The following is a 12,443-nucleotide window of genomic DNA, read 5'->3' on the forward strand; positions in this document are numbered from 1 at the left end:
TAAAAAAAATGCTCTCTTCTAGGATAGCCTAAAGAGTTCTTAGCTAATAGTCACAATTCATTAATGAAATGTAATCAAGAGGCAGAATAAAAGTTTTAGATTTCAGCGAATAGGACTATGGAGGTTTTATGAAACTTAGAGGTAAAGTTCTGCTCCCTACAGCAATTGTCATGATTGCAGGACTTATGGTTGTCTTTTTAACAATGGTAACAAGTGTTATAAAAGAAATTGAAACAATACATGAAAGGGAATTAAAGCAGTTAACGGATGTAACAACGAATAAAGCAGAAACATGGCTTGAAGAACGAAGGGCTAATATTGAAACAATAGCCCAGATGAATGATCTTATTATTCCCCTTGAAGCGAAGGTATCAACACAAGAATTAGCCAAAATCAATAATAAGTTAAAACGTTTAACCGTTATTATGAATGATTTTGACACATTGGGAATCCTTAACAAAGAAGGAATAGCTATTGCCCATAGTGAGGCAAGTCAGGTGGGATCATTAAATCTAAGTAGTAGAGACTACTTTAAGGAAGCTATCAAAGGGAATTTGGCTATCTCCAAGGTTTTGGTTAGTAAGGTATCCCAAAAACCCGTATTTGTAATAGCCTCACCACTTAAAGATGGTGATAACATTATCGGTATTATCTATGGAGCTATCAAATTAAGTAATTTTACTCAATCAGCAGTTGATACCATCCAAATTGGGGATGATGGGTATGCCTATATGGTTGATGATAAAGGAGTTATGATAGCCCACCGTAATAGTGCATCAATCCTCAAGGATAACATAACAGATAGTGATTTCGGAAGAGAAATTATGTCACAGAAAGAAGGAATAATAGATTACAAATTTGAGAATGAACGTATTCTCGCTGGCTATAACCTTGTTCCCATTACAGGCTGGAAATTAATAACAAGAGTTACTTACAATGATATGTTTGCCTCACTAAAAGAATTAACCATTACTATGAGTATCATTATGGCGTTAATTCTTATCGTGATGTTAATAGTTCAATTTGTCCTTGTGCGGTCCATTGTTAAACGAGTTCAAGCCATGGTATTAAATCTCAAAGATTTGTCAGAAGGGGAAGGGGATTTAACAAAACGACTTCTTATACAAGGATCTGATGAAATCGATCAAATGGCAGATTATGTCAATAAGACAATGACACGTATCGAGGATATGGTTAAACAAATAAAAGAAGAGACCCTATCCTTGGCAGATATTGACACAGATCTATCTTCCAATATGACTGAAACAGCCTCAGCAATTAATGAGATTACCGCTAATATTGAAAGTGTAAATGTACGTATTATTAATCAATCCGCAGGTGTTGAAGAAATGCACGCAACATTAGATGCCATAGGGGATGGAATTGAACACCTTGACTATCGTATTGATGAACAGATAAAAAACATATCAGATTCTTCTGCCGCCGTAGAACAAATGGCGGCAAATATCAACTCTGTTAACCAGAGTCTCCAAACGAATGCTGCTTCTATGCAAGAATTGCAGTCAGCATCTGAGTCTGGTTATCAATCTATTGGAGAACTTTCCAATATTTTCCAACTTATCATCAAAGAATCCGCAGGTTTGGAAGAAGCAAGTACAATAATCCAGGATATCGCATCTCAAACCAATTTACTCGCTATGAACGCAGCAATAGAAGCAGCTCATGCAGGTAATACAGGAAGAGGTTTTGCTGTTGTAGCTGAAGAAATCCGTAAATTAGCAGAAAATTCAGGATCCCAAGGTAGTAAAATTAGTCAAGCCTTAACTTCCCTTAAAGATAGCATAGATAAAATTGGTTCTGCTTTGGATTCTACACAAGGTAAGTTTAATTCAGTATATCTTTTGAGTCAGAAAACAGTAGAACAGGAAAGTATCATCAAACAAGCGATGGATGAGCAAGTAACAGGCAGTAAAGAGGTATTACACTCATTAACAGCCATACAAAGTCAAAGTGATGATGTCCGTGATTCCTCAAAAGAAATGTTGGTTGGAGCCAAGCAAGTTCTTGAAGAAATCTCTCACTTAACAGAAGTAACAGAAGAAATCCGCCTCAGCATTAATGAAATGGCAACTGGTGCCGTACAAATAAATAAATCGGTAGAATATGTCAGAGAATTAACGCACCAAACTAGCGACAGTGTAGGAACTTTAAATAATCAAGTTTCTAAATTTGTGACAAAATAACACGCCCCTATAGGGAGAGAAACATCTCTCCCTCCCCTTCTGATTGCAATATAAGAAATATTCACAGTTTTTTTAATCATAATACTGGATATAAGAACCACAAAACTATATATTGACTGGCCAAAGATATATCTAATAAGAAAAGTACAAAAGAATTATTAATGAGGTTATTGTTAAGTGATTATTAAAACAAGGAACTACTTAGTAAGAGAGTTTCTTAATATCGCATCTCCCTATCTTGAACAAGATACATATATATGTCGTGATTTCTATAAAATGAGGACAGGAAAATTTTTTGGTTTAAAAGGATTCTATTATGAAGATTATAGAAATAGTGAGCCATTAAAAGCTCTGAATAACTTACCTGGCAGTTCAAAAACATTACTAAAATTACAATCAGCCCGCTTCTATTCTTATATTATGGAATCCCAACCTAAGGCTAGAAAGATTCGATTATCCCTGAATAAAAAAGAAATAAAAGTGGAAGTATGTACACCAGGTCAGATAATCCAGGATATAAAATCACAACAACAACATTGGCTACAAGATAATCATCTAAGAATGTCAATTGATGATGTAACATTTAATCATGACACTAATTCAGATACCATTTATTTACAGATTACCAATGAATCCACATCTAAACAAGGAACCCATCACACAAATGACATTTCTATATCCAGTAGCGAATATGAATACTTAGTTTATACCTTAGATTCAAAAATAAAGAAGCTAAAGATGATTTTAGACAAAGATGGTTTTATAATAAAAGCAGACAGAGCACTTCCTCAATGGAGGATTGAAAAGATGTAGGCAAGATCAGAGCCATAAACTCTTTATTTTTAAGCGTGGCTCTTGTTATTCACTCAAGAACTCAGCTCTTAGATGAAGAGCTGAGTCTAGGCTACTAATTTATTTAACTAATACTTTAGATTCAACAGCTTGTTGTTTTTTGTAGCGATACTTAAAAAAATCAGTTGAGTGTATAAGACATTCAATGGAGAATAACATAAAACTTATACCAATAGTTGCCTCTGTGAACTCGTTGAATCGATTGTAGTCAAATGTCCCCTCAATTAATGAAGGAAAAAACCTAAAGGTCTTTCCAATAAACCAAGAACCAGCACCCCACATGATTAGTTGAAGTGATGGAATAGGAAGATAGATTTTATGGAAGAATACTCGTACCTTTTTAATAAGAGTTAATAAGGGAAGCAGAAAGAAAGGCAACATTTGTAACAAAGACTGGAATCTTTTGGCGATGAAGCTAGATTCAAAAAAACCCATATTGTGTATGTTAGTTTCATTTTGAACATTTTGCATAGGGCCTTCAAAATGACGAAATTCCTTTACCTGATATTGTTCAGGAAGTTGAACATTAAAGATTCTCTGTCCCCAACTAATTTCTTCACCAAAGGCTATAAATGCAACTAAAGCCCAGCATATTATAAAAAAATAGGCACCTTTTTTTTGCTCCCTTAGCTCTTTTGATTTAATTGTAAAAACTGTAAACAAAATAGATGCTAATAGAAAACCAATAGTACCAGTAGTTTCAATTAGCCCATCTTCATTTGTTAAATTACTGAAGAAAATGGGATGATTAAACGCAAATACAACAACAAAAACGTAAAATATGGCAGAAATACCATACCAAAATAAAATTTTATTAAATTCAGATTTTTCTTTCATAACGAACTCCTGGAGGGGGATATTATGTAAGAGGTAAGAAAAGATCCATGATTTTAGATCAGAGTTTAGACATATGTTATATTTTCATTAGTTTATTAATATTATGTTAATAATTCAGATATCAGCTATAAAGTCTTCATTGACAATATCTATTTAATTATTCACCATTAAATTATGTTTTTTGATAGTACTTATGGGAAGATTTATTACGATATTCAGGGAGAAGGCCCAGACCTTGTCCTTCTGCATGGAACCCCGTTTTCTTCAGCGGTCTGGAGTGAGATACTAAAGGAATTGAAACCTTATTATAGAATATATATTTACGATCTTCTGGGTTATGGACAATCAGAAAAAGTAGGAAATGTCTCATTAGATATACAGAATAAAGCTTTCGTTGAATTAATGCTGTATTGGAATTTACAATCACCTTATGCTGTTGCACATGACTTTGGAGGAGCTACATTGTTACGCTCAATTATTATTAACCAACTAGCTATTAGTAAAATGTTGCTTTTTGATGTAGTGGCCTTATCTCCTTGGGGTTCCCCTTTTGTTAAGCATGTAAAGCATCATGAAGAAGTTTTCAACCAAATACCAAATTACATTCATAAAGCAATGGTCCAGGCTTATATTAGAGACGCTCTATACAAACCATTTACTGATGAGGATTTAGATATTCTTGTAGAACCTTGGCTAGGGGAAGAGGGCAAAAAAGCTTTTTACCGTCAGATTGCGCAAATGGATCAAAAATATACTGATGATATCAGAGAAGGACTAGCAAACATCAATATTCCAACTCATATATTATGGGCGGAACAAGACAATTGGATTCCCATTGAGAAAGGTAGAGAACTCGCTCAACTGATTCCTTCTGCCAGTTTTACCGGTGTAAGTTCCTCCAATCATCTTATGCAATGGGACCAACCACAAGTTATTTTGAAAGCTATTAGAGACTTTCTTCCAAGCTATGAATAACGACTAGAGAAATTACTAAATATATTGTCCTCCTCATAAATTACTTATAGACTTGAAATATGAAATTGCTTTATGAAAATCAAGAGCTTCTCATCAGATTGGCTATCCTCATTGGTCTAGTTATTTTAATTGAAATATTATTAAAAAAACTTGTTAAGAAAGATAGGGCTATTTTTCTTAAATACTTCTCTAGAGTCGTTTTAATATTACTGACAGGAATTATCATCAGCAGTAGTTTACCTGAGGATACTGATATAATGTCCATACTTATTTTTGAATTAGTACTGGCTATCATTATTCAAATCCCTCTTTGGTCTATTACCCATGCCTTTAAAGTTAACTATCCTTCCGAAAAGAATAAACCTAATACGCTTGTTTTAGCCTTAAGGACATTATTTATAATATTGTCTCTTTCCATATTAGTTTGGACTTACTTTAGAAGTGATTCTAATTTATTACCTATTCGATACACAAATTATATATTGATAGCTAATATCTTTATTCTTCTTTTTAACAGCATCTGGTGTGTATCTGAAACCAGAAAGATAATAGACACACTCCAAAGAAAGAGCAATAAGATACTAAATAATCTTGTTTTATCAGCCTTTTCTGGTCCTGTCCGGATCTTATTAATCGCTTTAAGTTTTTATGGGATGAGTCCTTTATTAGATTCGAGCTTTTTTCTATTCACAACATATAAAACAGGTTCTAGTGTATTACTCACAATATCTTTCTTTTTGTTTTTTTATCGTTTATCTGAAAATATTGGACATTCCTTCAGCCAATTATCGGAGTCAAAGGATAATGATTTTGACAGAACTCAAGTTGAGATCATCAGATTTAGCCTTAGAATCTTCCTCATCTTGCTTACCACTTTTATTGTCATCCAACAGATTACAGGTAAAAATTTAAACTCACTCCTAGCAGGCTTGGGAATTGGTGGTATTGCTATTGCCTTTGGAGTGCAGGACGTTCTAAAAAATATATTCGGTAGCTTCATGATATTTGCAGATAAACCTTTTAAATTAGGAGAAAGAATACTCATTGAAGACTATGATGGTATTATTGAGAACATAGGCTTTCGTAGTACTCGTCTGAGAACAATGGATGGGAACTTAGTCGTTATACCCAATGAAAAAGTGGCCTCAGTATCAATAGAGAATGTCGGAAAAAGAGAGACAATACGCAAACTTATTGACCTTAAAGTTCCCTACAACACTCCTATGTCCAAAATCAATCTTCTACTAACAAGACTAAGAGAACTTATGGACAATCATGAAGGGATGATAGAAGAGTTTCCCCCTCGTGTCTATTTTAATGAATTAGGCAAAGATGCTCTGAATATTAGAGTACTTTTCTGGTATAGCCCACCAGTTTATTGGGACTTTATGAATTTTTGTGAAATGATAAATATGAAAATTGTGAGTATTTTCGAAGATTTAGAGATTGAATTCGCCTATCCGACGACTACAAATATAATTCAAGGCAAGGAATGAAATGAAGGAAGTTAAAACAAAACGTATTGATGGTTATCTCCACAGAATTATACAAATCGAAGGAGATCAAAACAAAATTAACTATACGCTTCAGCCCATAGGCTGGGAGTTTAAACCTCGGGATTTCTTTCAAATACTAATGGGGGCGGCTATATTGGCTATCCCATTAGCTTTTACAGGTGAGGTTTGGGATCTAGGAAAAGATTTGTCCATGACACGTGTTGTATGGATTGGTATTACTACAATAACAATCCTTGGATTATATGTTTACTTCAATATGTACCGTTTTCATTTACGTAACTATATCCCGCATTTTTTAATTAGAATCTGCTTAATCTACCTTGGATCCTTAACAGTTGTTACAATAATTTTGCTTCTCATTGATAAGGCGCCCTTCTTAACAGCACCACAAATAGCTATCAAAAGAATAGTTATAATTGGCTTTGCCAGTTCTATGAGTGCAACTGTTACAGATAGTTTAAAGTAATACAAATCCCCTTTAATAGACATAAATAGACTTTTCATTTTTTTTAATATTTAAATATAAAATATCTATTGACCAAAAAATGACCGATGGTTATATTTTCTATATCAAAAATATGACCGTTGGTTATTTTTTAAGGAGAGGATATGCATGATGCTGACAAAATAGCGAGGAAACACGAAGCTAAACGCGAACTGATTCTTGATGCAGCTATGCAACTCATACGGGAAACAGGATTTGATGATCTCACAATGAAGGATATTGCAAATAAATGCTCCTTGAGTAAAGGAACATTATATATATACTTTAAAAGTAAAGATGAGATTCTCGAATCCTTATTCTTAACAGCAGGTAATCGCTTCTTGATCTATGTCAAAGAACATACCAAGGAGGTAATGACCGGACTACAAAAATTGATGGTAATATGGGAAGCATATCTTCAGTTTTATGGGACATCAGATGATATCCTATTAATTGCAGGTATAAAGAATTATATGGATCCAACTTTCCCTGTAGTACTACCCCAAAATAACCAATCAAAATCATCTCCTCTCTACCTACTATATGAGTTCTTAGTGGAAGTAATTGAGTCCGGACACAAGGATGGAACCATAGAAAAAGGAGTCAATGCAGAGGGTATAGCAAAGGCTGTCCTCATTGTTCATGGAGCTATTCTTGACATTGTTCAAAGATTGCCAAAATCAGATGAGGACAAAATAAAAAAAGTTATCATGGAAATAAGATCCATCTTTATGATTTTTCTTCGTGGGATTGTCCCAGATAACGTAGACCGATCAGAATTAAATCTTATTGATATTGATATGGTCTAAATGTTTTTACAGAAAGGAGAATAGAGGTTAATGAAAAAACTATTCAAATGGCCAAAACTAAACGTGGTCGTTGTATTGTTGATAACAGCTTTTTTTGGTTATCAACTCAAAAATGTTGCCCTCGACAACAATAACTATCGATTTGTACCAGAAACAGATCAATCACGTGTTATTGCTGATTATATTGAGGAGACTTTCGGATCTCAGGTATTTGTATTAATAGCCTTAGATCGTCATTACGATTCAGTGTTTGAAGCTGATTTCCTTCAGAAAATCAAAGAATTTGATGATAAGGCAGAGCTTATAACAGATGTAGAGTCTGTTGATTCTGTATTATCAACTGATTACATAACATCAGAAGGAGATTCCATAGTTGTACAACCCATAGTCTCCGAAGACTTTGATGGATCAGCAAAGGAAGTAAATGAAGCAAAACATAGAGTTGTATCATGGGAAATGTACAAAAATGCGCTTGTCTCTGATGACTTAACTTCTACACAGATAATTGTTAAGTTTGGAATCAAACAAAATGAAGCAGGTAATCCGGAGAGCCTGGAAGCTTTAGAAAGTGTCCATCAATTAGCTAAAGATATTTTTGAACCAAATACTACTGTCTATATTACGGGAATGCCAGTATTTAATTCAGATATTAACAAGGCCATGTCTGCAGACATTAAGTTGTTAATTCCCATTGTAGCTATTGTGGTGATCTTTGTTCTTTTCTTATCCTTTAAAAGAGGATTTGCGGTTGTCATTCCTCTTATAACTGTTTTGATTGCCACGATATGGTCTATGGGAGCTATGCCACTATTCCATGTCAAATTATCGGTGATATCCACTGTTCTGCCAGTCATACTGATAGCTGTGGGGAGTGCCTATGGAATTCACGTTGTTACTCACTACATTGATGATAGAGAACTAAAGAGTAAACTAACAAGAAAAGAACATGATGAGTTAGTTCTAGAACTTGTATCAAAGATAGGCAAACCTGTATCTTTGGCTGCACTAACGACATTTACAGGATTTGTATCCTTTTGTTTCACAAATGTGCTTCCCATTAGAGAATTTGGTATCTTCTCAAGTTTCGGAGTTATTGCCTCCTTTATTGTGGCTATGACTTTTATTCCTAGTTTATTCCTTATTATTGGACCCAGGCCCTTGAAGAAGAAATTGTTTTCCAAATCAAAAAACAATGATGAAGAAGATGAATCAACAAAAGCCATTGCCAAGGTTTTTATAGCTATTACACGAAAAAAACACACAGTACTTTTTTTAGCCGTAGTAATCGTAGTGGTATCTCTTTTTGGTGTATCAAAACTCATTATTGATAATGTTCTAGTTGAGTACTTTAAAGACGGAACAGATGTTGTTCTGGCAGATAAATTTGTTAGGGAAAAATTTGGAGGATCCAAAGTTGTTAGTGTCATAATCAAATCAGAAAAAGCTGGGGGCGTACTTGACCCTGAAGTCCTTGAATCAGTAGATAGTCTAGAGCAATATTTGGATGAAAAGATTCCAGAAGTTGGAAAAGTTACCTCTTTCACAGATCTAGTGAAACGGATGAACCAAGTTTACAATGCTGACGAAAGTCCTGATGGTCTAAAACCAGTAGAAGCCCCAACAGTCCAAGACGACTTTGGTTTTGGATCTTTTGATTCTTTTGGTTTTGAAAGTAGTGATGATTTCTCCGCAACCACTACTACAGAGCCAGAAGTAGTAGCTACAGATAATACAGACACTATCACTTTGGATCCACTTGATGTTAAAACATTAGTGGAAACCTTAAATGATGCTTCCCTTAATAGAGGACACTACACAATGAATGCAGAGGAATTATTAACTTTGCTTCGTGAAAAAGTAAATTATGAGGGAGCGACCTATTATGAGATACCTACAGATCCTCAAAAGTATGGTAAGAAAACTACAGAGGAACTCAAGAGCATTGTATCCAACTATATGCTTCTATTGTCAGGAGATATAAGCAGCTATTCCAATGATCCTCTTGAGCCAACATCCATTAGAATGAATGTACTAATGAAAACAAAAGGGCAGATAGACACGCAAAGAGTAGTAGACGCTATTAATGCTTATGTAGATGCAGAATTCCCTGAAACAGTTTCTGTTGAAGTGGGAGGAATGGCCTTGGTAGAAGCTGCTTTAAGTCGATTGGTTGTATACTCCCAACTTACTTCGGTAATCATAGCACTCATTAGTGTATTCATCATTATATGGGTATCTTATCGATCAGTGATTGCTGGATTAATAGGAGTAATTCCTCTATCGATCTCCATACTTATGAACTTCGCCATTATGGGTTTCTTTGGTATTAAGCTGAATATTGGAACAGCTTTGGTAGCTAGTATCTCTATAGGGATTGGTATTGATTATATCATCCATTATCTTGATTCCTATTATAGAGAACGTAAAGCAGCCAATGGTAAGGACTTCTTAGCTAAAACTTTTACCTCCTCCGGTAAGGCAATCATTATAAACGCCGTATCTGTAGGAGCTGGTTTTGCTGTTCTCATACTCTCTAAGTTCAATATCCTATCCCAATTGGGAATACTCATTGCCTTCACTATGTTCTCAAGTTCTCTCATTGCATTAAGCCTATTACCAGTAATTCTAAACTGGTTTAAACCATCATTTCTTGATAAGGAGTTTTAACATGAAGAAGTTTTTCTTAATAAGCAGTTTACTAATTGCTTCACAGTTTGCTTTTGCACAGCAGTCAGCTGAACAAATCATTGATGCCTCACGGAATCGTATTGATGCAAAGACTACATCAACAAGATCAACAATGATTCTTACAGCTAAAGATGGCTCTACAACAGAGCGCATGATTGATGAGTATACCAGTGATGCCAAAGATGGCAGTAATCGTGGTGTCATAATGTTTCAAAAACCAGCAAGTGTCGCAGGAACACGTTTTTTAACATTGGAAGTTAAAGACGGTGATGACAATAAATGGATATATTTACCAGCACTTGGTAAAGTTAGAAGAATTAGTTCTTCAGAAGGGTCAAGCAGCTTTGTAGGTACAGACTTTTCCTATGATGATTTATCAGCCCTTGATAGAGATGTTAATAAAGATACCCATACTCTTCTAGGTAGTGACTCATTAGACGGTAACGACTGTTGGTTAATCCAATCTGTTCCCAAAGAATCTTATCAATATGCAAAAGTAAAAATTTGGGTAGACAAAAATACTAAGGCAACTCGTAAGATGGAACTGTATGATGACAAAGGGGATATGGTCAAATTATTCCAAGTACTTAAATTCGAGACGGTTCAAGGTTGGGTAACGCCCATGGAAATGAAAATGACCACAATAAAGTCCAATACAAGTACAACCATTAAAGTTGATATCATCAAGTACGATCAACCCATTCCTGATGCTGTATTTACTACTAACTACCTTGCAACAGGGAGAGCTAGATAATGAGAATACCTAGGATTTTGACCATTGTAAGCCTATTCCTTGCAGCGTCTGGTCTAGCAGGTGCTCAGGATTTTGGCTTCGGAGATACAGCTACTACTGATTCAAGCAGTAGTAGCACAGCACCAGCAGTAGAGGTATCAGGGAAAGTGACTTCCTCTACCACTTTATTTGCTGATAATTTTGATTCTATTGATGAAGTGGGAGATGCCTCAATTGGTGACTTATTCACTGGAGAACTAAAGTTCTCAGCCACAGGGAGTAATGTAGATGGTGTCATTGATTTGGATGTTAACCAGGAGGATGAATTATTCTCTATTAATGAGGCTTATCTAACAGCCTATTATGGAAAACTTGATGTTGAAACAGGTATAAAGAAAATCATCTGGGGAAAAGCAGACAGTGATGGACCTCTAAGCGTTATCAATCCTGTTGACTACAGTGACATGACTGTAACCGATAACTTAGAAAGAAGAATAGGTGTTCCTCTACTCCATATGTCTTATGCTTTAGGGATGTTCTCTAAGTTAGAAGGAGTGTTTGTTCCTTATGCGAAACAAGATAATTATGATGAGAGCGGAGTTTGGAAACCAGGAAGAATTGCACTATTAGAAAGCTATGTTGCAGATCCTAGTGTAACAGTAAATGGATTGAATAAAGACACATCCACCCTACAGTACTCCCAAGGAGGAGTAAGATTCACTACAACAGTAGGAACTTCTGATATAGGATTCCAATATTATTATGGTGTGCTGACCTCTCCTAGTGCTCATTTCACATCACAAACATCGATTGATCTTGAATATAACCGCTATCATCAGATAGGGGCAGACTACGCTTCTGTTTGGGCAGGATTTAATGTACGTGCTGAATTGGCAGGTTTTATTACAGAAGATTTGGACGGAGATGATGGTGCTGTGAAAAACCCTTTTCTAGTGGGTAACTTTGGATTTGACAGAGATCTTTGGGGAGGAGTCAACCTCAACTTACAAGGGGATCTTCGTTATAGATTAATGGATGATCAAATTACTGATAACGCTTCAGATAGTGAATACGACACAGATCTAACAAAAACCACTATACGTGCCAAATTGAACAAAAAGTTCAATAAGGATGAGTTTGAAACAAAACTAACCACAGTGTATGAAGTGGAAGATGCAGATTATTACATCATCCCAGGGTTTGTATGGTCCAAAGGGGAAACAGAATTAGAAGCAGTTTATGGAATCTTTGGTGGTGATGAAGATGGTCAACTCGGTTATTACGACAACAATGACTACTTCAAGATATCCTTATCCTATTCCTTCTAATAATATGATTAATAAA

General features: G+C 35.2%; 10 protein-coding genes. 9 read left to right on the plus strand and 1 reads right to left on the minus strand.

The window, feature by feature from the left end:
• Positions 1-128 precede the first annotated feature (128 nt).
• Together K345_RS0111420 and K345_RS0111425 are read left to right on the plus strand one after the other, a co-directional pair.
• Positions 129-2,204, plus strand: a complete 2,076-nt coding sequence (locus K345_RS0111420) for a methyl-accepting chemotaxis protein (protein ID WP_028974253.1) — start codon at positions 129-131, stop codon at positions 2,202-2,204.
• 276 nt (positions 2,205-2,480) lie between these two features.
• Positions 2,481-3,017, plus strand: coding sequence for a hypothetical protein (locus K345_RS0111425; protein ID WP_211227882.1), 537 nt, complete (start codon positions 2,481-2,483; stop codon positions 3,015-3,017).
• A 99-nt stretch (positions 3,018-3,116) separates the two neighbouring features.
• Here K345_RS0111425 and K345_RS0111430 read toward each other — a convergent pair whose 3' ends face one another.
• Complete coding sequence (locus K345_RS0111430) at positions 3,117-3,893, minus strand: hypothetical protein (RefSeq protein ID WP_028974255.1); 777 nt, start codon at positions 3,891-3,893, stop codon at positions 3,117-3,119.
• A gap of 174 nt (positions 3,894-4,067) precedes the next feature.
• Between K345_RS0111430 and K345_RS0111435 the strand changes: the two genes are divergently transcribed.
• The 7 genes from K345_RS0111435 (at position 4,068) to K345_RS20865 (ending at position 12,427) form a co-directional block, all read left to right on the plus strand.
• The gene (locus K345_RS0111435) at positions 4,068-4,868 is read left to right on the plus strand and encodes an alpha/beta fold hydrolase (RefSeq protein WP_028974256.1); all 801 of its coding nucleotides are present in this window, start codon (positions 4,068-4,070) and stop codon (positions 4,866-4,868) included.
• Between the two features lie 59 nt (positions 4,869-4,927).
• A complete protein-coding gene (locus tag K345_RS0111440; RefSeq protein WP_028974257.1) occupies positions 4,928-6,364 on the plus strand; it encodes a mechanosensitive ion channel family protein in 1,437 nt (478 codons plus the stop codon).
• A 1-nt stretch (position 6,365) separates the two neighbouring features.
• Positions 6,366-6,851 carry a DUF2391 family protein gene (locus K345_RS0111445; protein WP_028974258.1) on the plus strand — a complete coding sequence of 162 codons (486 nt, stop codon included), beginning with the start codon at positions 6,366-6,368 and terminating at the stop codon, positions 6,849-6,851.
• A gap of 143 nt (positions 6,852-6,994) precedes the next feature.
• Positions 6,995-7,678, plus strand: coding sequence for a TetR/AcrR family transcriptional regulator (locus K345_RS0111450; RefSeq protein ID WP_028974259.1), 684 nt, complete (start codon positions 6,995-6,997; stop codon positions 7,676-7,678).
• Between the two features lie 30 nt (positions 7,679-7,708).
• Complete coding sequence (locus K345_RS0111455) at positions 7,709-10,345, plus strand: efflux RND transporter permease subunit (RefSeq protein ID WP_028974260.1); 2,637 nt, start codon at positions 7,709-7,711, stop codon at positions 10,343-10,345.
• 1 nt (position 10,346) lies between these two features.
• Entirely contained in the window at positions 10,347-11,120 is a 774-nt protein-coding gene (locus K345_RS0111460) for an outer membrane lipoprotein-sorting protein (RefSeq protein WP_028974261.1), read from the plus strand.
• Positions 11,120-12,427: a hypothetical protein gene (locus K345_RS20865; protein ID WP_053228253.1), complete on the plus strand. Its 1,308-nt coding sequence runs from the start codon at positions 11,120-11,122 to the stop codon at positions 12,425-12,427. The genes K345_RS0111460 and K345_RS20865 overlap by 1 nt, the downstream gene beginning before the upstream one ends.
• Positions 12,428-12,443: the final 16 nt, after the last annotated feature.

The organism is Spirochaeta cellobiosiphila DSM 17781, assembly GCF_000426705.1.
In the GTDB taxonomy this organism is placed as follows: domain Bacteria; phylum Spirochaetota; class Spirochaetia; order DSM-17781; family DSM-17781; genus Spirochaeta_E; species Spirochaeta_E cellobiosiphila.

Coding starts and splice junctions, on each gene's coding strand:
- K345_RS0111420 (WP_028974253.1), top strand. CDS start 129: ATGAAACTTAGAGGTAAAGTTCTGCTCCCTACAGCAATTGTCATGATT.
- K345_RS0111440 (WP_028974257.1), top strand. CDS start 4,928: ATGAAATTGCTTTATGAAAATCAAGAGCTTCTCATCAGATTGGCTATC.
- K345_RS0111460 (WP_028974261.1), top strand. CDS start 10,347: ATGAAGAAGTTTTTCTTAATAAGCAGTTTACTAATTGCTTCACAGTTT.
- K345_RS0111450 (WP_028974259.1), top strand. CDS start 6,995: ATGCATGATGCTGACAAAATAGCGAGGAAACACGAAGCTAAACGCGAA.
- K345_RS0111435 (WP_028974256.1), top strand. CDS start 4,068: ATGTTTTTTGATAGTACTTATGGGAAGATTTATTACGATATTCAGGGA.
- K345_RS0111445 (WP_028974258.1), top strand. CDS start 6,366: ATGAAGGAAGTTAAAACAAAACGTATTGATGGTTATCTCCACAGAATT.
- K345_RS0111425 (WP_211227882.1), top strand. CDS start 2,481: ATGAGGACAGGAAAATTTTTTGGTTTAAAAGGATTCTATTATGAAGAT.
- K345_RS20865 (WP_053228253.1), top strand. CDS start 11,120: ATGAGAATACCTAGGATTTTGACCATTGTAAGCCTATTCCTTGCAGCG.
- K345_RS0111455 (WP_028974260.1), top strand. CDS start 7,709: ATGAAAAAACTATTCAAATGGCCAAAACTAAACGTGGTCGTTGTATTG.
- K345_RS0111430 (WP_028974255.1), bottom strand. CDS start 3,893: ATGAAAGAAAAATCTGAATTTAATAAAATTTTATTTTGGTATGGTATT.